We start from the raw sequence: 20,571 nt of genomic DNA on the forward strand, positions 1-20,571 counted from the left end.
CCAGGACGGAGATGTATTCGGCGATGTCCGACACCGTGGAGTTCGAACAGCTGTTGGACCGGGTCTTCGACGAGGAGTTCAGCCTTCTCACCGAAGAAGCGGAGCAGAAAGAAAGCTTTCCCCGCGAGTTGATCGAGAGAATCGGCCGCGCGGGGGTCTTCCGTGACAAGTGGAGCGAGGGACATCGCCCGGACGTCGCCAAACTGGTGCTGCTGTCCGAGCGGCTGGGCGGACTCGGCTCGGCCAGTGCCGGAGTCGGGGTGAGCCTGCATGATTCGGCGATCGCGGTGCTGCGCCGGTTCGGCCGCTCGGAGTATCTCGCCGATATCGCCGAACGGGCGATCTCCGGCGAAGCCATCGTGTGCCTGGGCGCGTCCGAGGCCGGTGGCGGGTCCGATCTGCAGGTGGTGACCTCGGTCGCCGAACCCACCGCCGACGGCTATCGGCTGCGCGGGGCCAAGAAGTTCGTCTCGCTCAGCACCATCGCCGATGTGATCCTGCTGGTGGTGCGGCTGGCCACCGAGGATCGCGAGTCCGGTGACGTGGCACTGTTCGCCGTCGAGGCCGATCGGATCTCCATCGGCGAGCCGTATCGCAAGCTGGGCGCGGGCTTCCTCGATACCGCGCCGATCGAATTCGATGTCGAGGTGTCCGCCGATGCGATGATCGCCCGGCCCGGAACCGGTTTGGCGGTGCTGAGCTGGGGACTGGCGAACGAACGGCTGTCGGTCGCCGGTCAGGTGGTCGGCGCCTGCGACCTCGCGCTCGGGGTGAGCATCGCGGAGATGATGCGCCGCACCCAGTTCGGCAAGACGCTGTTCGAGCACCAGGCGCTGCGGTTGCGGTTCGCCGATCTGGCGGCCCGAGTGGATCAGCTGCGCTATGCCCTGCGCGGGATCGCCGCGTCGGGGGCGACACCCGATATTCGCACGGCGTCGGCGATGAAGGTCACCGCGGCCCGGTTGGGGGAGGAGGTGCTGTCCGAATGCCTGCACGTGTTCGGCGGCGCCGGATACCTGGTCGGGCCCGCTCCGGTCGAAAGGTGGTGGCGGGATATGAAATTGGCCCGGGTCGGCGGTGGCGCCGACGAGGTGCTGTGGGAGTTGGTCGCGGCGGGCCTGCGGCCCGACTTCGCCGGACACGATCGGTGGGTGCGGGCATGAGCGAGCGGCGTTTCAGCGTTCTCGACGAGTTCTTCCTGCAGATCGAGACTCCCGAGCGGCCGACCCACTGGGCGTTGGTGTTCGAGCTCGAGGACGGTGCCGCCGTGTCGGTCGCCGCGCTGCGCGAGCGGGTGCGCGAACGGGTGCGCACCTATCCCTCACTGCTGCTGGGCGCGACCGATTCGAGTGGGTCGGGCCCCCGGCTGCGCGAGTTCGGTGTCCAGGACGCGGTCGACAATGTCGGGTCGGCCACCGTCGCGGACGACGCCGCGTGGCACGACCTGCTGGGGTCGCTACTGGCGCAACCGCTTTCGCGTGATCGGCCGTCGTGGCGGCTGGTGCGGGTGCACCAGGACGACACCGGCGCGGTCCGCCTGGTGCTGATGGTGCATCACAGTCTGGCCGACGGCATCGCCGGCGCCGGGTACGCCGGTCTGTTCATCGACGGCGAGTCCGGCCAGCTGGCGCAACTCGACCGCTATCTCCTGAGCGATCGCTATGCCGGGCCCGCGGTGTCGCCGCGCGAATTCTTCTCCGCGCTCAAGGGATTCGCCGGGGGATGGGCGGGCGGGACCGGATCGCGGCGCATGCCCAAGCTGACCGGCGCGGGCCGGCGCTCGGTGGCCGCGGTGCACGTACCCACCGGGCAGGTGCGCGCCATCGCGGTCCGCAACGGCGCGGGGACCGCGGAGTACCTGATCGGGGCCATCGGCGAATCACTGGCGACCCTGACCAGCGGGCACCGCGTACTGCGCGCGTTCGCCCCGGCCACGCTCGACCGATCGCTGCGGCACTCGGGCAACGCGGTATCGATCGTGCTGGTGAACGTGGACGGGGGAGACCAGGAGCTCGGCGAGCGCCTGACCGCGACCCGCGGACAGCTCGATCGAATCGCCGATTCGGGTGCGCCCCTGGCGCTTCCGGTCATCTCGCGAGCCGCGGGTGCGCTGCCCTGGGTGCTGCGCCGGGCCGCGGCCCGCGCCACCCTCGCGATGCTCGGGCCCGACGTGCACATCGGGGTCAATCCGGGATACCTGAACCTGAAGACGGTCTTCGGCACGACCATCTCCGCGGTGCAGCCGCTGTCGCCGCTGCTCGGCAACGCGGTGTCGTTCACCTGCCTGGTGCTCGGCAAGGACGTGCACATCGGCATCGTCTGGGATCCCGAGGCGGTCGGAGACCTCGGCGCGGACGCCGCCCGCGCCCTCGCCGCGCGGCTTGAGGTGAGCGCCGCGGTCGCCCCCTGACCACCGGCCCTTGCTGTGACGGCGATTGTCTGGTTAGGCTACCCTCGCTGAAAGTCACTACTAAAAAGAACTTCACTTTCAGCCATTGGCGACGACGCCCTGAGGGCGATTCCGGATTGGAATGCAATGAGTGACAAGCGGATTCGATATCTGACGCTGGTCCTGTGGCCGGTGCTCCTGGCGCTGCTGGCCATACCGGCCGCACAGATGACCGGCAAAGCCGGGGAACCCAACCTGCGCGTCGACGGCAGCGCCTCGGCCGCCGCGGCCGAGCGCACCGCCGCGCAGTTCGGCACCGACTCCTCGGTGGCCGTGCTGCTCAGCGGTCCCGAACGCGACATCACCGCGCAGGGTCGCGCGCTGGCGAACGCACTGGCCGAACGCGAGATCGGCAGTGTCATCACCCCGTGGAGCGACGGCGGTCCGGGCCAGGATCTGCGCCCGGATCCCGAATCAGCGCTGATCCTGGTGATGCCGCGGGCGGCCGGCGGCCCCATGAAGGAATCGCAGCTGGTGCGCGAGGTTGTCGAGCAGACCGTGCACGACCCCGTCAGCGTCGCGCTCACCGGGCAGGGCGTGGTCGGTGATGCGTTGCAGCAGGCGGGAGTTCGCGAACTGCGCCGCGGCGAACTGCTGGCGCTGCCGTTGTTGCTGGTGATCCTGCTGCTGGTGTTCCGTTCGGTGCTGGCCGCGGCCATCCCGATCGCCGTCGGCGGCACCGTGCTCGTGACGACCACCGGGGTGCTGAGCCTGGTCGCCGAGGTGGTCGCCATCGACACCCTTGCGGTGAGCATCGCCTCGATGATGGCTTTGGCACTGGGCGTGGACTATTCGCTGCTGATCGTGTCCCGATTCCGGGAGGAGCTGGCCAAGGGCGCCGACCGCTGGAGTGCCGCGGCCACCGCCCGGCGCACGGCGGGCACCACCGTCATCGTCGCCGGTGGCGTGCTGCTCTCGGCGGTCGGCGCGGCGCTGCTCGTCGCGCCCGGACCGTTTCTGGTCTCGGCCACGGTCGCGGTCGGGCTGTCCGCCATCTGCGGCGTGATCTGCTCGGTCGCTCTGGTTCCGGTCATCCTCGGGCTGGTCGGCGAGCGCATCAACAGCAAGGTGCTGCCCGCGCCGCGCGGCGGGGACGGGCTCGTCGTGCGCAGCTGCCGCCTAGCGCTGCGGCGTCCGCTGCCCATCGGACTGGTCGTGGCCCTGGCGCTGCTGGCGATCTCGCTGCCGGCGCTGTCCATGCGGGCCGGTACACCGGGCGTCGAACTGCTGACCGGCGGCGACAAGGCGCTCAGCGACTACCGCAAGATCACCGACAAGATGGGACCCGGCTGGGCCGCGCCCTTCGTCGTGCTGGCGGAGAACCCGGACGGTCCGGTGACCACGGAGAAAGGCCTGCAACAACTCTCGGCGTTCGAGAACGAGCTCCGCGGACTGCCGGGCGCGGCCGCGGTGCTGGGGCCGGGCGAGCTCGAGAAGCGACTCGACGCGTTCGGCAAACTCGGTGGCCCGCAGTTCGCGTCGGCGGCCACCGCGGCCGGCATCGACATCGGTGCGCTGATCACCGACACTCCGCAGTTCAACCGCTCGGGATACCTGCGGCTGGCCGCGCTCGACGGCGCCCGGCCCGAACTGCGGCAGATGATCTCCTCGGTGGTCAATATCGATCACGGCGGGTCGGCGGTCCGGCTGCTCGTGGTGCCGACCGGCGCCGCGGGGCAGGACTCGGTGAACCAGCTCGCCGAGGAATTGCGTTCCCGCGCGGACGCTTTCGAGGCCACCTCGGGTCTGCGGGTCAGCATCGGCGGGCCGGGGCAGCTGATCGTGGACTTCAGCGGTGAGATCACGCGTCTGGTGCCGCTGCTGTTGCTGGCGCTGTCGCTGGCGAGTCTGATCGTGCTGGTGGTGCTGCTGCGCTCGCTGCTCGTCCCACTGGTGGCGGTGATCCTGAACGTGCTCACCGTCGGCGCGGCCTTCGGTGTGCTGGCCCTGCTCTACAACGGCGATGTCGGCGCCGACGGCGTGCCCAGTTACATCGCGGGCACCGCGGTCCTGGGCATCATGGGCATCATGTTCGGCCTGTCGATCGACTACCAGGTCTTCATGCTCTCGCGCATTCGAGAGGCGTGGCAGGAATCGGGCGACCCCGACGTCGCGATCAACGAGGGCATCGTCGGCACGGCGCGGGTGATCACCGGTGCGGCACTGGTGATGATGGCGGTGTTCGTCGGTTTCGCGCTGACCGACTTCCCGGTCAACCGGCAGCTCGGCGTCGGGCTCGTGGTCGCGGTGGCCGTGGACGCCACGCTCGTGCGACTGCTGCTCCTGCCCGGGGTGCTCAAACTGCTCGGCACCCGCGCCTGGTGGCCCGCGCCCCGTCCGCAGGTGGCCGCACCCGCGGCGGTCGAGCCCGACCGTGAGCGCGTACTGGAAGGACAACCCGCATGAGCGAGCTCCGATCATCGGATCTGACAGTGGAATTGGATGCGCTGGACCCGGACGCCCGTGCGGATCTGTCCGCACTGTTCGAGCACGCCTGTACGAGGGAGACGAAGGAATTGACCAAGGCGGCCTATGCCTCGCTCGACCTGGTACCGGGTCCGCTGCGGCGCGCGGTACTGAAGGTGGCCGGGCTGTGAGCGCGGGCGAGTTCGGCGCGGAGTTGCGCAAACTGGCGCGGCTGTTGGGGGTCACCCCCGAGCGGATCGAGTACCTCGCGAACGTCCCGCCGCAGCGACTGGCCACGATTCGTATCGCGATGGGGCAGGAACTGCTCGCCCGCAACGCCGATGGCCTGGCACGCATCGCGGGAACAGCCAAGGTGCTGCCCACCGCCGTGGTCGCCAAGGTGACCGAACGCAACGGGCACGCGCTGCTGACCGCGCGGCTCGCGACGGTGATGGACAGCGGCCGGGCCGCGGATGTCGCCCGGCGGCTCTCGGATGGCTATCTGGCGCAGGTGGCCACGCACCTGGACGGGCCGCAGGCGCAGCAGGTCATCGCGCAATTGCCGTACAAGGTGATCGACGCCGTGCGCAAGCAGTTGAGCGCGTCGCGGGATTGGCTGACCCTCGGCGCCATCGTGAGCTGGCTCGGCGCGGACTCCGCGGCACACCTGTTGCGGGCGCTGGGATCGGACGCCGCCGCGGTGCTCGACGCGGTCGACGCGCAGGACCGCGAACGCCTGCGGGCGGTTCTCACTTCGACCGGTTAGACCCGCGCGACCGGTGAAACATCGGGGCCCGGAACCGTCTTGACGGTTCCGGGCCCCGAGTCGTGTTCGCGCCGAACGGTATTCGGACTCGAACCGAACAGTACTCAGATCGGTACGCCCAGCACCGCGGCCAGTGATCGGTGCACCAGGTCGATGGCGCGATCGAGTACCTCACCGAGCGGTTCGGCGAATCCGTTCTCGACCCAGTGGTCGATGGCGGCGACGAAACTCCAGACGCCCTGCGCGGCGATCACCCGGGGCACCAGATCGTGTGGAGCGAGACCGAGGCGGGCGGCGAACACCGCGCGCACCTGCTCCTCGACCTCGCGGACCTGGCGCAGCTGGCCGAGCCGGACATCCGCTTCGGTGGCCATCAGCCTGGTGCGCAATTGGATTCGCCGCTCGTCGCCGGTGCCCATGATCGCCATCACCAGCAGCCGCGCGCCGGCGGTGGCCTGCGCGAGCAGTTCGGCCGGGGCGGTCACCTGCGCGTCGGCGGCCAGCAGGGTGAGGATCTGGGGGTCGATGTCGTCCCAGATGACGAGGCGTTCCTTGGTGCCGAAGTAGCGGTAGACCGTACTGGGGGACACTCCCGCCGCCGCCGCGACCTGTTCCACGGAGACGCTGCGGTACTCGCTCTCCTCGAACAGTCGCAGCGCCACCTCTTGGATCTCGCGCATGGCCTGCGTGCGGCGGCGCTCCATCATGCTCGTTTCGGGGCGCTTGGTCTGACTCACGGGACAAATAGTACGCGCGTCACCGGCACCCTGACAGTCACTTGCAGTTTCGGAGTCACTCGAGTTAGGCTTGGCTAATTAGAAAGTGACTTTCTTTCCAGAAGTCACGTTCACTCGAGGGAGTGGTCATGTCGATCGTGGATGAACGCGCTGTCCTGAAGCTTCGAACCAGCTACCAGTCGATCGTCGTCGCGGTCGACGGCACACCGCGGTCCCGGCAGGTGGTGACCGCGGCCGCGCGGCTGGCCAAGGACGCCTGCGCCGCGCTCACCATCGTGGGCGCGTACGCGCGCAACGGATCCACGCCCAGCGCGATGGCCGCCGACCTACTGCGCGCGGACGCCTACAGCGCCAGCCCGGCCTCGGGCATGGACGAGCTGCTCGGCGACGCCACGATCCAGGCCAGATCGGCGGGCGCCCCGCTCGTGCATCGGCGCAGTGTGTCCGGGGCGCCGGTCGATGTCCTGCTGGCGGCGGCGGCCAACGCCGGGGCCGATCTGATCGTCATCGGCGAGCGCATGTTCGACACGCCCTGGGGGCGGTTCTTCGGTTCCTTCCCCGCCGAGGTGGCGCGCCGCTCCACCGCCGACGTGTTGATCGTCAACGGTGCGCGCGCCTGACCTTCGGGCCCGGAGCTCAGCCCACGACCCCGGGGACCTCCGAATCCAACAGTCGGAGAACGGGATCCAGCGCCCCAGGGGCGTGGGCCAACGCGTTGCTGCTGAACTCGATGATCGCCAGCTCATGGCGCAGGACGTAGTCGAAGAACGCGGCCTCGGGGGAGCCGGCGTAGTGGGCGGCCAGCCGATGGAACGCCGGCAGGTACCGCGTGGTGCCTTCGCGCACGGCACGCAATTGGATCCCGTAGGGCAGCACCCGCAATCCCACCGCACCGGCCGTACCCGCCGCGCTCGCCAGGGAATTGGCGTGCGCGATCGCGAGGCCGGTGCGATCGAGGAAGGCGCCGACACCCGCGTTGGTGCGGATCTCCAACTCGTGCAGGGCATTCCACGCACGACGTTGCGCGTCGTCGGTGGCCAGTCGTTCGGCCGTGCCGAACATGGACGCGCCCAGCTCCTCGGATTCGACGAGGCGGCGCAGGTCGGCGCGGACGATGGGATCGATCACTGGATTGCTCACGGTGTCACCGGTTCTCGGGAGTGGGGATCAGGATGCGGTCAGGAAGTTCTCGATGAGCGCGTTGACCACGTCGGGTCGTTCGATCATCGGCAGATGGCCGGTGCCGGGCAGGATGTCGACGCTCTCCACGCACGGGACCAGCCGGGCGAATCGGCGCAGATCGGCCTCGGGGGCGATGCGGTCCTCGCGGCCGCCGATGACGATGGTCGGGCACGACAGCGCGGTCAGCGCGGGGCGGAAGTCGTAGCCGACGCCCTGCCGGAGGGTGGCGACCGTACCCGAACCGCCCGCGCCGGCCAGAATGTCCCGCACGGCGTCCGGGGACAGCGAGCCCGGATCGGGCGTGTACGGCGACAGCGCGAGGCCGCGCGCCCACCGGTTCGACACCACGAGGTCAACGGCCCAGCGCGGCAGTGGAATACCCACCGTGGCGGCCTCGATCAGGAAGTTCACCAGGGCGGGGTTGCGGAACAGGGTGATCGCGGGCGATCGGAACAGCGCGATCACCGACAGAATCGGCCCGCCCACCAGCACCATGCGCCGCACCGCGTCCGGGCGGCGCGCCGCGTACTCGCAGGTGAGCAGGGTGCCCATCGAATGACCGATCAGGTCCACGCGTTCGGCACCGGCGTTCGCCCGCACGGCGTCGATCACCTCGACGATCGCGCCGACCGTCATGTCGCCGCTGTGCTCCGATCTGCCGAATCCGGGCAGATCCACCGCGATCGTACGGCCGTGCGGCGCCAGCGCGGTCAGGGTCGGCGCCCAATGTCGCCAGCACCCGCCCAGGCCGTGCACCAGGATCCGGACCGCTTCTCCCGCACCGGTTTCGGCGTAGGAGATGCGGCGCTGGGCGACAACGACATCGTGATGACTCACGGCGAACTCGGTCATTCCCGGCACGCTACATAATGAATATTCATTATGTTTCCGTTTCGGACGATAGTGTTCGAACCGTGCAGCAACGACGAACCCAGGCCGAACGCCGGACCGAGACCCGCGGACAATTGCTGGCCGCCGCCGCGACGGTGATCGCACGCCGCGGCTATCTGGCGGCATCGGTGTCCGAGATCGCCAAAGAGGCGGGCTGCTCGACCGGGGCGCTCTATGTCCACTTCGCGGGCAAACGCGAGCTGTTCCTGGCTCTGTTCGACGCCGCCCTGACCAGCTGGGCCGACGGCTACCTCTCGGCCGTGACCAACGTCCGGTCCGCCGATGCGGCCGTGAACGCGGTCGGCGCGCGCTGGGGCAAACTGCAGGACGACACCCCCGAACGCACCCTGCTGTTCATCGAGTTCTGGTCGGCGGCCGTCCGCGAACCCGAGCTCCGCACGGAGTTCGTCCAGCGCCACGGGACGATTCGCGCGACGATCACCGCCCTCGTGCGCGCGGTCCGGGAGGCGACCGGTGTGAAACTCGCACTGTCGGACGAGGAGTACGGGTCGATCATCACCGCGCTGGCCGACGGGTTCGCCCTCCAACGCCTGGCCGACCCGTCGACCGCGCCGGACTCGTTGTTCGTCACCGCCGTGAATTCGGTGCTTGGGCTTCGGTAGATCTCGCGCGAGGTGTGGGTCCACGCCACGACCGAGTTGAGCTGGCCGTTCGCATTTCAGTTGTCGTTCGCCAGCAGCGTCGTCTCGGTCAAGCCCTCACTGCGGGCCAGGTCTGGTGCTCCCGGAGGCGTGAGATTGTTGCGGCTACCCGGAACCGAGATGACGCTGCCGTGCGCTGTTGACCGGTAGATTCCACCGAATCAGGCGGGAAAATCACCGGCTAGGATTCGCCGCCCAGCCTCCTCGAACAGCTGCGGCAGCGGCCGTCGCGGGGCATAGGCGCCCTGCAGCGTGATCTCGCCGTGCTGCGAGCCGGACAGCTCTGACAAACGATGCAGCGCGACCTTCCAGTTCTCGATCCCCGGCTTCTTCCGCCACCAACCCGGCAGAAAAAAGCTCCGGCCCGCGCCTTCGCGTTTCACGCGCTCAACAAGTCCTGCTTTGCGCAGCGTTAGCGAGGCTCGGCGGTGGTGCTCGGGGGACCATCGATTCCAGCGCTGAACGTTCTCGTCGGTCGGGTCGAGCAGAGTCAGCAATTGGAGAAAGAGCGCAGCGGCGTCGCGGTCGACCGCGATGGCAGCGGCGACGGCGTCGACCAGCTCGGGAACGACCTGTCGGGGGTCGGCTTCGAAACCTCCTTCCGGCACGTCTGCGGAGCGGAGGCGGGCTATCACCGCGTCGCAGTCGGGACCGAAGATCCAGTCGAGGTAGTCCAGGGCGGGGCTGTAGGGCCAGTAGTTACAAGCTCGCAACCAGTCGGTGCGGGCGTCCGAACCGAATCGGGCGGGGCGAAACCCGGCCCTCCACGTTTCGTCGTCGTCGGTGACCGCGACTACGAAACCGTCGTCATACCGCAGGGTTCCGTGGTCACCCGCTGTTGGTTCGCAGCCGGTGAGCTCGAACAGCGCCGGCATCCGCCGGTCACGGTCGAAGACGTGCGCCCACAGGAGCAGGTCGGGGTTGCGAAGCTGCTCTCGTAGCAACTCCAACGTGCGGGCAGCGCCGGCTCGCACTGGGTCGCCCGCGGGCAAGTGTGCGTATGCCCACCGGCAGATTTCGACGAGCGCTTGCCACTGCCTGAGGAAGGACTTGTACAGCGGGCCGCCTTGCAGCGTCGGTCTTTCGCCTTCACGCCGCACCATGTCGACCGTGAACCGCTCAGTGAGTATGGCCGCGGACTCCGGCTCTGCGAGTATCGAGCACAACACCGCGCCGGACGAATCTTGCGAGACGTTGTACAGCGTGCCGTGAAATATCCCCGCTTGCGCGAGTGTATTCTCCGGCAACGAGTTTCGACGGCCATAGGCGGACACCCACGCATCGGCCGCGCGGGCGGCGAACACGCGCCATCCGCCCGGCTGCCAGAGTTCGGCCGGGTCTTCGGGAAGAGCGCCTGACAGCAGGGCGTATTGGTCAGTGCGGCGAGTGCCCACGCCCTCGAGCATTTCCATTGCGGCATCCCGCAATGTCGCCCGAGTCAGGCCCAGCAGGTCAATAGCCGCTTCGCTGAGATCGCTCGCGCGCACATACCAGCCGATGAATCCGGCGAGAACCAGATTTGCGCAGGTCTGACTCACTCCGGTGCGCCGCGCGAACTCGGCGGGTGCGGCGGGATCCCACGCCACCGGGCCTCGGTCACGTACAAGTTCGATGAGCGTGCGGATCTGGTCGGCGGCGCCCCAGCGCGCGGTGAGCCGTTTGTTCGTTTCGATGGTGCCGGGAACCGGTGGTTCACCGGAGCCGTTGCATACGGCGATGAAGTCTTTGTTCGCCCTCCAACTTCTATTGAGCACCACTGTGCCGTGGGTGGCCGCGGCGATCCACACATCGTCGACGGCGGTGCTGCCGACGCGGATGTCCGCGTTCGGATCGGCGAAGATCGTTTCCGCCCACACCTCCAGGAATGCGAGCACATAGGGCCGGTGGAATTCGCTGGTGGCAGGGGAAGCCGCCCGCACGGCGACCGCTGCTATGCCGGCGACCAGCGGTTGCCACGCGGCGGCAGATCGAGTGAGCTTGGCGGGGTCGACATCGTCACCGATTGCATAGCCGCGCAGCACATTCGAAATGATCTGCAGCTCCTGCAACAGGATTCCGGAGCGCCCGGTGTCGGGGCTGTGACCGTTGAGCGCGACTTCGATGACACGTTGGTCATCGAGTGGGTGGACATGGACGCCGTCGGTCGCCGAGGGTGTGTCCGCGCTTGGCGCAGGTGTGCGGGCTCTCTCCTCCGCGGGTGCCGGCGCCGAGCTCGCCGGAGGACTCTCCGAGGCACTCTGCCGCGAGGCTGTTCGGGCCAGATCCCATCCGCGCTGGAATAGTTCGGGCAGTGTCACATCCGGGGTGACCCCCTCACTGGTGCCGAACCCGGAGGTGTCCTCGTACGTCCGGTGCAGTTCCTGCTTCCAGAGTTCACATTTGTAGATGTCGTCCCACGGTCCGGGAAGGAACGCGCTGCGGCCTACCCGGCCTCGCTTGTCGTGCACGGCCAGGCCCCGTTCCACCAGTGATTTCTCGGCCTTGCGGTGGCGGGCAGGCGGCCACTGATTCCAGCGCCGAATGTCTTTGTCTTTGGGTGCGATCACGGTAGCCAGTTGCAGGTAGAGCACTGCCGCGTCCGAGTCGACACCGAGTTCGGCCGCCACCTGTGTGGTCAGGTCCGGGGCGCTGAGTGAGGGATCGAGTTCGTACCGCCCATTCGGGATGGCACCGGCGCGCTCGATCAATCGGTCGCACTCGGGTCCGAAAAGCCAGTCGAGGTCCGCGAACAGGAGTCGCATGTTCAGCGGCGCGAGTGCGCGCAATTCCACTGTCCGCTGGTCTGTTCCATAGTGTGCCGGACGAAACTCCATCGTCCAGGAGCCGGTCCCGGACCTTCGCTCGGCGACCAGGAACCCGTCGTCGAAAACTCCTGTCTCGGCGATCCCGGCGCGAGTATGTAGCGCGGCTATCGTCTGTATCGGAATCTCGCCCAGCGAGACCGTTCGATCGGGGTCCCGCAGGCTCGACCGAACTGCGGCCAGCGCGTGCGGAACACCGTCTCGCACAGCGTCTCCGGCGGGCAGATGCCCGTAAGCCCAGCGGCACAGCAGTATCAACGACGGCCAGTACCATTCGACAAGCCGTGGCTCCGCGGCTGGATCGGCTGCGGCGGCGCACAGTCTGATCACACTGTGCGACATGTTCCGCCGACGGCCGAGTCGATAGCGCAACTGCCGAGCGGCCGCAAGCGTCGACTCGGACATGTGCACGCGTCTGCCGTGCGCTGCTACCCATGCGGTGGCGAATCGTGCTGCCAGGTCCCGCATTCCATGTTCTGCCCACATCTGAGCGGGATCCTCCGGCATAGCGTCTGCCCATGCGGAGCCGAGCTGCCGGTTTCGATCCTGGAACTCGGACAGTTCCGTCCATGCGTCTGCCAGCGCCGTCGAGTTCACCCCGACGAGCGTTTTGCCGGCCGCGAGTTTTTCCTTGCCGTTTGCCCAACCGTCGACCAGGCACAGGTGCCCGGCGAGAATCAATGCCGACGCGGTCGAACTCAACCCCGTCGACTCCGCCAGCGTCCGGACCGCCACCGGGTCGGCGGGTATCGGACCGTGCGTGCGGATCATTGCAACCAGTGTTCGAAGCTGCTGTGCATCGCCCCACGCCAGGCGAACCGGTGTCGCGGTGTGAATCTGGCCGAGTGCGGGGGGACCGGTGTGCTCGCGCCAGAGGTCGACGAACTGGTGCGGGTCCGTGCCGACCTCTATCACCACGGCGGTGCCCGACGAATCCGCCATCGCTAATTCGTGGGCCGCTACCGTTCCGAACCGCAACTCCGCGTGCCGATCGGCGAACACGGTGTCGGCCCACACTTCCAGAAATGCCAGCAAATAGTCCCGGTCCTGCTCGGCGATCGCCGAAGACGCCGCTCGCACCGCAACTCCGGCAATGCCGCCGCCGAGGTACTTTCCCCAGAACCGGCCACCGAATTTACCCTCGGCAGACAGGAAGTCAGCCGAAACCGTCTGTGCTACCAGCTGTTTCGAGACCATTTGCAAGGCGGACAGCGGCCTGGCGCTGCTGAGATCCCCGATCCGGTTGTGGCCATACATAGCGCGCACCAACGCAACACGGTCATCCAGTGGGTGTGCGGAATCCGCGTGCTGACCCATTTTCTCCCCAATCGATCCCACAGCTCCGTGCTGCGAGGCGGGACGCTACCAGCGCGTCCCGACACGGGACCGAGCTCCACCACGGCGGGAGTTCAGTCGTTTCGGGGTGTTCCAACGACGGCATGTTCTGGCGGCGAACATCCGAGATCCCGCCGTCGACCCGACCACATATGTCAGTCGCGGTGTCGCCGGGACGCTGTGGGCCTACAGTGCTCGCGTGATCGTGGACGCGCCGGCGCACCTGGTCAGCCAACATGTACCCGCGACTTGGCCATTGGAAGCCATCGACTCCGGTCACACCGCCATCGACGCCGGGGCCGACAATCCCCGAACGCTCGCCGTCTATCTCGCCGCGCTTCAGGTCGACTTTCATGTTGTCGACGCGCCGGAACTCACCGAACAGATCCGCGTCATAAGTTCCCGACTCGCCCGGGCTGCGGCATCGAGCGCGTCAACCGGGTAGGCGGCACTGCTGTCCGGCGAATGCCGCACTCTGGTCGCGATGATCAAGCACACCTCGCAACCGATCTGTCTGAACTCAGCCGGCGTTCGAGGTGCAGATGGTGTCGAGAATGAACAACGGCTCGACAACTCGGATGAGACCGAGCGCGGACGCGGCCACGGTCGTGGGATACGACAGATGGTAATTGCCGTAGTCGATCGCGGCCTGCTCGGCGGCCTGCTTGGTCGGGCCCAGACCCGTCCCGTACACGGGTTCGACCGCGTTCTTCCACACCGACCACTGGTCGATTTCGGCTACCGAGGCACACTCGTTGTGCGCTCTCGCCATGATGAGGCAGCGGTTGTTGCCGCACGCACTGACAGCGGCCATGTCCGCGGCATCCTGTGACGGATAGTCGACCGCCAGCCCGACGCCGGTTCCCCACGAGACTGCGATCGCACCGTAGAGATCTCCGGCGGCGTGCGCCGTCGCCGCTCCCACGATCGTCAGTGCTGCGGCTGTCGGAGCCACCAGAACCAGCGCGCACTTTCCCCGCAACGACAAAAGATCGACCCCCGAAAGTTGGTACAGCGAACGGAAAAGATCATGACCGCGACATAGCCGACTGTCCAAACAGCCAACGCGGACACTGAGGTTCCCCCCTCGTGGGCAGGTCGATCGCTGATCATTGCGCGGCCTGTGGATGGTGTCGCGTGGTCCAGCACCGCCCGCGACCGTGAGCTTCCGCAGTTCAGGAACGATCGCAGTAGCCACCGACAAATGCGACGCGACAACCAGTTTCCCACGAACGAAATCGCTTGAGGTCGTATCGATTTGGTTGTTGTTCTACCGCCGAATCCGTCGCCCGGGACGCCGGTCAGCCCGCCGCCTGGACCGGGGAAGGCTGAATCGCCGGGCGCCGCTACCGGCTCGCAGGCGGTCGCCGGTGTGAGGATGGGACGTATGCCCGTCGTGGAAGCATCCGTCACCGTGCCGATCCCGCCGGCCTTGGCGTTCGCGGTATCCCAGACAACCGGTCAGATCCGCTACCGCTGGGATCCGTTCGTTCGCGAACAGCACTTCCTCGACGGAGCCACCAGCCCGGGCAAAGGCGTACGCACCTTCACCCGCTCCCGCCACCGCCTCACCATGACCAGCGAATACGTGTCCTACCAGCCTCCCACCACCGTGGGAATGAAGATGGTCACAGGACCATGGTTCTTCGACATGCTCGCCGGCGGCTGGCGCTTCACTCCTGCTCCCGAACCCGGCCACACCCTGGCGACCTGGCGCTACAACTTCCGATGCCGGCCACCGTGGCTACGGCCACTGGCCGACCGGATCGGCACCCGCGTCCTCGGTCGCGACATCCGCCGCCGCATCGCCGGATTCGCCCAAGGCTGCACCGACCCCGTCGTACTGAACGCAGCGCGTGCCACGCTGGACGAACAACCCTGATCGACTGGATTCATCCGGCCCCGCGGGTGGACGTGGATGCGAGCAGTCAGGTGGGTCCGACGGTCAGATCCGCACTGATCCAGTGGAAGCCGGGATGGCAGACCACACCGCCCGGACCTCGATCCCAGTACCAGATGTCCGCGACGACAACAGGTTCACGTCAACGCGCCGACGCTCGAACATCGCCGGGCATGCGCATCGTGAGCAGCGGCCGCGCCAAACGCGGATTATCGTGCGTTTCGACTGCCTGAACCACATCGACCGACACACGGCCTCGGGAGGTGCGTTCTGGCGTATGAAATGCCGAGCGCGCCGAGAAGGAGTTGGGTATGGGGTGGAAAGTACAGGGACTGGCCGTTGACAGAGCGGTTGATCCGGCCGACCTTCCCGGGCGACCGTACGAAGTGGGGGAACTCGTCGAGTTCGATGAGGTGTTCAGGCGACCGCACGATTATGGGGTTTCGTCCGTGGGCGGATGGACCTGTATTTCTGATCCGCAGTTTCGTGTGGTCTTCGATGACGATGCGGTACGAGCGCTGTCGTGCACGGGGCGGGCGCTGGCGTGGGTGACCAACAGTGTTTCGACGGTCCACGGGTTCGCCTGGTACGTCGACGGGGTCCCGGTGCGGCGCATCGTCTACGCGGAAGGTGAGGTCGTCGATGAGTACGGAGACCCGCTGACGGATGAATCGTCGGCTCTTGAGCCCGTCGGCGAAGACTATATGTTCGAGATGATGGCGCGGTTGACCGAACTGAAATTCGGTGCAATTGCTGATGCGCCGCAAAGCATCTGGACCTGCGGGAGTTAGCCTGCCCGATCTGACGTACGACATCCGATCGACGCGCTGATCGGCGGATCAGTGAGTTCGATGGCGGGTACCGCGGCCATCTTGAACCGAGCGATCAGCGGCAGTTGAGGATGTTCTTCTACCGAGTACGTCTATTGAGTTGTGGCGGGCAGTGGTTCGACCGGTTGCGGGGCCTCGGAGGCGATGCCCGCCTGCCAGAAGTAGCGGTAGGCCGCGTGGGCGATCTCGGGCGCGAGAATGTTCAGATCGTGTTCGGTCACCGCGTGTCCTCCGGCCGTCCTGGCCAAACTGGTCAGTTCGTCGCGGCTGACATGGTCGAGAACCTCGTCCGTGTCGTCGTCGTAGGCCATGTCCTCGGCGCCGGTGTGTGCCTCCTCGACCCGCCTCGCGAGGCTACCGGGTTGAGCGTATTCACGCAGGCACATGTACAGACCGTCGTCGTGTTCGGTTGGTGTCGAATGCCATCGGCCGTTCTCCCACCACCGCAGGAAGCTGACTGCGTCAGCGGTGAGCACATCGGGGTGGTGCGTCTTCAGTTCGATGGACCGAACCCATTCTGGCGCAGCGGCTCTGGGATCGTATGGCTGGTCCCAGACCTCGTTGTCTCGATCCCATCCGAACAGGATGGCCCGATCACCGGTGTACCGGATCAGGGTGAACCAATTGCCCGCACCGTCCTCATGGTCGAGGCGCCCGCCGGAGATCACCGACGTCGTGCCGATCCGGGAGGCCAACTCGTCCGGGTCGTACACGTCCCCGGGGAATGCGGCGAAGAAGACATCTGTGACGGCCGCAATCACCCAGAGCGCCCGTGGATCCGGCAGTTCCAACTCCATGACCGGCAATCTAATATCCGCCGCCGACACCTTGACGGCTCGGAGACACCCAGCGGCCGTCGCCCTTCGCTATGGCCACGTTCGTCGGCTCAGCCAGCGCGATCAGCGGCAGGAGCGTGCAATTGCACCGGGAAGATCGAACAGGGTGCTCGATTCGGATCGACGATCGATTCATGGTCACACTCCCGCGCTACTTTGAGATCGTGTTCATGGATTTCAACGTCAAGCTCGCCGTGATCGAGGTGCTGATGTACGGGCGCGAACCGAAGCTTCCCCCGTGGTCGCTTGACGAAGCATTACGAGCCCGCGGTATCACCGGCGACGTCTGGCTCTACGCCGACGAGAACTATCCAGACCAGGTTGTACCTGATGCACGGCAGTACTTCGAAAACCTGGACCTGCCAGCGGAGCTGCTCGCCGGCATCGAGGAGTTGATCTTTGACGCCGCGTGCCGGGTGTATTTCGAATGCTCGCCCGATTGGGAGGGCGAGACTGATCAGTTCGACGTCGCCACTCTCGATGATCTATCCCTGCTGCCCAATCTCAAGCGAGTGCTCGGCGCAAGTTGGCTCGCACCGCACCTGCGGGATGTACTCCGTTCTCACGGCATCGAGGTGATCCTCTAGGCATACCGTGGGCGGTTCACCGCGCCTGGCCAAAGCTCTTCGCGCGAACTTTTCACTGCCCGCGGAACTCAAGTCGAGCTGGGCTAGAGATAGTGCAGCTGATCTGGTTCCCAGGTCCAGCCCCAGCCCGTCGGTGTGTGCGCCTTCTTCAACGCGGTGCGCTGACGAGGGTATTGGTGTATCGCCTCCAGCACCGATGGGCGCGGGTCGTTCGGGTTGTGAATCGGGATCCGAAGCAGCAGATGCTGTTTGGGATGGACCAACACCAAATCGCCGTCGGGTGCGCATCCGCGCAGCTCGAAATGAGTCAACGGCCCGAACTCTTTGATTCCGGTGTCGAGGTGAGCCAGCAGGGTACCGTCCCCGGCCCAGATGAAGAGGCCGGACCGGTTCAGGTGGTAGACGAGTCCTCGTCCGGGGTCGGTGGTCACCCGATCGTGTTGCCCGGCAAACGGGCTGTGCCGGTAGGGGTCCAAACCTTCGAGTCGTCCATGGAGCTTGCCCGTGTCGTCGAGGATCGCGAACACAAACGGCAGTCCCCGTCCGCCGCTGCGCAAGGTCTTGCTGAACAGTGGCACGACGAACCGGTCGTCGGCCAACGGCTCGGGAGTGTGCAGTGTCGGTGGGCGGTCCGGACTCATCCAGGACGTTTCCTCACCCCGCGGTACCAGTGCGGCCAGTGTCGGCTGCGGCCGGTGCGCACCGAATACAGGAGAGCTTTCGAACAGGAGGTAGGGCCGTTGATGATGCGGGGTTTGCCGTTCGATGCGGTCATCGAGCGCGGCGAACGTGGTAACCATTGGGCGCGAGGTCGAGGTGAGCGGGTCATCGGCGATACCGAGCAAACTCCGGGTCGAGCCGTAGTAGTACACATCCCATTCCTCCGCCACGCACAGCAGCCGCCCACCCGGGGTTCGCCGGATCGCGGACACAAAAGAATTGGGCACTAAACCATCTCGCTCGGCGGGCGGGACGTCCACGGGCTGGGTATAAGCGGCGTGCACGGCGCTGAGATCCTCGGCCAGCAGATAAGTGTGGTCGTTGTGGTTGCTGATTGTCACTGTGCCGTCGGGAAGTGCGCACACCGTCGCGTCCACACGACGCTCCAGGCGCGAGGGATTGCCGTCTTCATCGGCGCATGCGCCGATCGCAGCGGCAACGGGGGTGCCATCGGGTCCGTACCGGGTGATCACGGAGCATCCCAGAGTCATCGAATCGATGCTCCGCCAAGGCTTGGTACCCGCGTAGATATGCGACAGCGTGATCATGTACTGTCCGTCGGCCGTGAATTGCACATCGCGATGGGTGTACTTGAACTCTGCCGTGGCGCTGTCTGCGGGAGTCACACCGAAGCGCTCGAGCAGTTGGGCGGGTATCGGGATCGGTTGCACGCGGGCCATGGTGACGATTATGCGGACAACCACCGACCAGTGAACCGCATGATCATCGAGGAACTTCAGCCCACTCTCGGGCGCTCTAAGTGCGGCTTCACAACCGCGACCTGTGTGCGTGCCGAACTCGAAGAATGGATCCACAATCACCCGGTACCCGCGCTGGTGAACGGTCCTGGCTCGATTCGTCGCCTGCTCGAGTCCGTGCCCGAGCGTGCAGCAGTCCCTGGCTGTTGGACAGCCAGGTTGCCTCGAAGGATCTAACCTGCAGGCTGTTCGGTGACTTCGTCCGGGAACCGTGGCTGGCTTTCGGTGCCGTGTTGCTATCTGTTCCGTTGCGGCTGGTTAGGTGCGTTGAGACACCACCAGATCGCGCCGGCGAGTATCAAGGCGGGGGAGAGGAGCGGAATGGCGGCAGCGACGGTGAAGTCGGCCTCGGCAAGAACCTTGCTGCCGAGTTCGGCGCGGATGGCGTCGCGTGTGTGTGACCAGATCAGGGTGTAGCCGATCAGGCTGACCGTCAGTGCGCCGACCGCCTGAAGACATGCGAGTACGAGCATCGCCCCGAGTGTCGTGCGGGTCTGGACTCTGTCGAACAGCAGTGTCGCAACGAGCAGCAGGGCCGCCGATCCCGCGAGTACCAGCCACACTCCGGGTGTGCCCAGATCATTGGCGGATTCGAATAATGAGTAGCTCTCCACGTTGCCGGGGTGGTTCATCAGTGGCACATACAGCCCGAACAAGGTTCCGAGGCTGCCCAGCCCCAACACTATTCGGCCTGTCGTGCGTGCGGCACGCCCATCGGCGGTTGGCTGCTCGTCGAGTGTGCGCTCGTCGTCACTGGTAGACACAGGCCGAGTCTGCCAGCCCGCACCTCGCGTGCGCCGACGACCGCCTGCGTGGACCGCGACCCTCTGAGCTTTCACCAGTTCAGTCAGGTCGTCCCGAGGTCGGGGTTTGATCCTGCCTGCAAGTCGTATGTGTCACCGGCGCCACCCTGGCGCATGACCGAATCCGGCGAAGTAGAGCGGGCGCGCAGGCTGCTCAGGGCGTGACCGTGCCGGACAGCAGGCGCAGCAGATGGGACGGTGCGACCAGCGTGCAGTAGTGCTGGCCCTTGAAGGCTTCCGGTATCCCGGGCGTATCCAAGGGCACGAACAGCGAGCTGGACGGGAGGTGCAGTCTGCCGGCGGAATCGATGGTCGCCGTGGGGAAGTCGGTTAGCCACTGCTGGCCGGTCGTAGCCTCGGTGTCCGCATCGAGCACGACGTCGTTGGGGCGGTACTTCAGGGCCTTGCGCTCCTGCGGTGTCAGGGAGCGGGCTACCTCGCGTAGCGTGCGGCGGTTGGCGGCCGCGCAGGTGCCCTCGGGGCCGGCGGTGTTCTCGCCGTACACCGCGTTGATGTGGTCGGCGGACTTCCCCTTGCAGCGCACCTGTTTCGGCAGTGTCGCGCCCGCGTCTTCGTAGGTCGTGTAGTGCGTGACGGTCAGCGGCTGGACCTGTGGCTTCGACGACGCGAAGGACGCGAGATCGGGGTAGGCGGTGTCCTGGAGTTCGCCGCCCCGGCGGTAGAAGCGATTCGAGTGCAGGTTCGCGGACTCGATCTGCGCGCGGCGGCACAGTTCGCCGCTCGTGCCGGCGGCGGTGAGTTCGGTGTCCTCCGGGTCGGCGGCCGCCGGGGGCGCGGTGAGGAGCGCTGTGCCGAAGCAGGCTGCGAAAAGGATTGCGAGGGTGCGGATTACCGGGGCGAGCATATGAAATCTCCGGGGTCTTGGTGCGAGTGACGTCGCGCGGCGC

General features: G+C 66.7%; 20 protein-coding genes. 11 read left to right on the forward strand and 9 right to left on the reverse strand.

The window, feature by feature from the left end; translation table 11 throughout:
* Window positions 1-11: 11 nt before the first annotated feature.
* From ACWDOP_RS03060 to ACWDOP_RS03080, 5 genes are all read left to right on the forward strand, one after another.
* A complete protein-coding gene (locus ACWDOP_RS03060) occupies window positions 12-1,163 on the forward strand; it encodes an acyl-CoA dehydrogenase family protein (RefSeq protein WP_456343832.1) in 1,152 nt (383 codons plus the stop codon).
* Window positions 1,160-2,410 (forward strand): wax ester/triacylglycerol synthase domain-containing protein, encoded by a 1,251-nt coding sequence (locus ACWDOP_RS03065; protein WP_456343660.1) that lies wholly within the window; start codon window positions 1,160-1,162, stop codon window positions 2,408-2,410. The genes ACWDOP_RS03060 and ACWDOP_RS03065 overlap by 4 nt, the downstream gene beginning before the upstream one ends.
* Window positions 2,411-2,536: 126 nt before the next feature.
* On the forward strand, window positions 2,537-4,855 hold the full coding sequence (locus ACWDOP_RS03070) for an MMPL family transporter (RefSeq protein ID WP_456343661.1): 2,319 nt from the start codon (window positions 2,537-2,539) through the stop codon (window positions 4,853-4,855).
* Window positions 4,852-5,046 carry a hypothetical protein gene (locus ACWDOP_RS03075; RefSeq protein ID WP_456343662.1) on the forward strand — a complete coding sequence of 65 codons (195 nt, stop codon included), beginning with the start codon at window positions 4,852-4,854 and terminating at the stop codon, window positions 5,044-5,046. Before ACWDOP_RS03070 ends, ACWDOP_RS03075 begins: the two co-directional genes overlap by 4 nt.
* Window positions 5,043-5,621 carry a hypothetical protein gene (locus tag ACWDOP_RS03080; RefSeq protein ID WP_456343663.1) on the forward strand — a complete coding sequence of 193 codons (579 nt, stop codon included), beginning with the start codon at window positions 5,043-5,045 and terminating at the stop codon, window positions 5,619-5,621. Before ACWDOP_RS03075 ends, ACWDOP_RS03080 begins: the two co-directional genes overlap by 4 nt.
* Window positions 5,622-5,725: 104 nt before the next feature.
* On the opposite strand, the gene ACWDOP_RS03085 is transcribed toward ACWDOP_RS03080, so the two are convergent.
* Window positions 5,726-6,358, reverse strand: coding sequence for a TetR/AcrR family transcriptional regulator (locus ACWDOP_RS03085; protein WP_454206944.1), 633 nt, complete (start codon window positions 6,356-6,358; stop codon window positions 5,726-5,728).
* 128 nt (window positions 6,359-6,486) lie between these two features.
* Between ACWDOP_RS03085 and ACWDOP_RS03090 the strand changes: the two genes are divergently transcribed.
* Window positions 6,487-6,978: a universal stress protein gene (locus tag ACWDOP_RS03090; RefSeq protein WP_454206946.1), complete on the forward strand. Its 492-nt coding sequence runs from the start codon at window positions 6,487-6,489 to the stop codon at window positions 6,976-6,978.
* A gap of 16 nt (window positions 6,979-6,994) precedes the next feature.
* On the opposite strand, the gene ACWDOP_RS03095 is transcribed toward ACWDOP_RS03090, so the two are convergent.
* Entirely contained in the window at window positions 6,995-7,498 is a 504-nt protein-coding gene (locus ACWDOP_RS03095; protein WP_456343664.1) for a hypothetical protein, read from the reverse strand.
* Between the two features lie 27 nt (window positions 7,499-7,525).
* The gene (locus tag ACWDOP_RS03100) at window positions 7,526-8,392 is read right to left on the reverse strand and encodes an alpha/beta fold hydrolase (protein WP_456343665.1); all 867 of its coding nucleotides are present in this window, start codon (window positions 8,390-8,392) and stop codon (window positions 7,526-7,528) included.
* Window positions 8,393-8,454: 62 nt separating this feature from the next.
* On the opposite strand from ACWDOP_RS03100, the gene ACWDOP_RS03105 reads away from it, so the two are divergent.
* Window positions 8,455-9,054 (forward strand): TetR/AcrR family transcriptional regulator, encoded by a 600-nt coding sequence (locus ACWDOP_RS03105; RefSeq protein WP_456343666.1) that lies wholly within the window; start codon window positions 8,455-8,457, stop codon window positions 9,052-9,054.
* A gap of 200 nt (window positions 9,055-9,254) precedes the next feature.
* Here the strand turns inward: ACWDOP_RS03105 and ACWDOP_RS03110 are convergent, their stop codons facing one another.
* Window positions 9,255-13,151: a hypothetical protein gene (locus ACWDOP_RS03110; RefSeq protein ID WP_456343667.1), complete on the reverse strand. Its 3,897-nt coding sequence runs from the start codon at window positions 13,149-13,151 to the stop codon at window positions 9,255-9,257.
* A gap of 277 nt (window positions 13,152-13,428) precedes the next feature.
* Here ACWDOP_RS03110 and ACWDOP_RS03115 point away from each other — a divergent pair, with 277 nt between their 5' ends.
* On the forward strand, window positions 13,429-13,674 hold the full coding sequence (locus ACWDOP_RS03115; protein ID WP_456343668.1) for a hypothetical protein: 246 nt from the start codon (window positions 13,429-13,431) through the stop codon (window positions 13,672-13,674).
* A gap of 75 nt (window positions 13,675-13,749) precedes the next feature.
* Here ACWDOP_RS03115 and ACWDOP_RS03120 read toward each other — a convergent pair whose 3' ends face one another.
* The gene (locus tag ACWDOP_RS03120) at window positions 13,750-14,427 is read right to left on the reverse strand and encodes a DUF4189 domain-containing protein (protein WP_456343669.1); all 678 of its coding nucleotides are present in this window, start codon (window positions 14,425-14,427) and stop codon (window positions 13,750-13,752) included.
* A gap of 189 nt (window positions 14,428-14,616) precedes the next feature.
* Between ACWDOP_RS03120 and ACWDOP_RS03125 the strand changes: the two genes are divergently transcribed.
* Both ACWDOP_RS03125 and ACWDOP_RS03130 read left to right on the forward strand, forming a co-directional pair.
* Window positions 14,617-15,111 carry a type II toxin-antitoxin system RatA family toxin gene (locus ACWDOP_RS03125; RefSeq protein ID WP_456343670.1) on the forward strand — a complete coding sequence of 165 codons (495 nt, stop codon included), beginning with the start codon at window positions 14,617-14,619 and terminating at the stop codon, window positions 15,109-15,111.
* A gap of 329 nt (window positions 15,112-15,440) precedes the next feature.
* Window positions 15,441-15,920 (forward strand): hypothetical protein, encoded by a 480-nt coding sequence (locus ACWDOP_RS03130; RefSeq protein WP_456343671.1) that lies wholly within the window; start codon window positions 15,441-15,443, stop codon window positions 15,918-15,920.
* A gap of 131 nt (window positions 15,921-16,051) precedes the next feature.
* Here ACWDOP_RS03130 and ACWDOP_RS03135 read toward each other — a convergent pair whose 3' ends face one another.
* The gene (locus ACWDOP_RS03135) at window positions 16,052-16,756 is read right to left on the reverse strand and encodes a hypothetical protein (RefSeq protein WP_456343672.1); all 705 of its coding nucleotides are present in this window, start codon (window positions 16,754-16,756) and stop codon (window positions 16,052-16,054) included.
* A gap of 71 nt (window positions 16,757-16,827) precedes the next feature.
* Between ACWDOP_RS03135 and ACWDOP_RS03140 the strand changes: the two genes are divergently transcribed.
* Window positions 16,828-17,382, forward strand: coding sequence for a DUF6892 domain-containing protein (locus ACWDOP_RS03140; RefSeq protein ID WP_456343673.1), 555 nt, complete (start codon window positions 16,828-16,830; stop codon window positions 17,380-17,382).
* 83 nt (window positions 17,383-17,465) lie between these two features.
* Here the strand turns inward: ACWDOP_RS03140 and ACWDOP_RS03145 are convergent, their stop codons facing one another.
* The 3 genes from ACWDOP_RS03145 to ACWDOP_RS03155 form a co-directional block, all read right to left on the reverse strand.
* On the reverse strand, window positions 17,466-18,782 hold the full coding sequence (locus ACWDOP_RS03145; RefSeq protein ID WP_456343674.1) for a hypothetical protein: 1,317 nt from the start codon (window positions 18,780-18,782) through the stop codon (window positions 17,466-17,468).
* 314 nt (window positions 18,783-19,096) lie between these two features.
* On the reverse strand, window positions 19,097-19,624 hold the full coding sequence (locus ACWDOP_RS03150; protein WP_456343675.1) for a hypothetical protein: 528 nt from the start codon (window positions 19,622-19,624) through the stop codon (window positions 19,097-19,099).
* A gap of 193 nt (window positions 19,625-19,817) precedes the next feature.
* A complete protein-coding gene (locus ACWDOP_RS03155) occupies window positions 19,818-20,528 on the reverse strand; it encodes a hypothetical protein (RefSeq protein WP_456343676.1) in 711 nt (236 codons plus the stop codon).
* Window positions 20,529-20,571: the final 43 nt, after the last annotated feature.

This window comes from Nocardia sp. NPDC003693 (assembly GCF_053981095.1).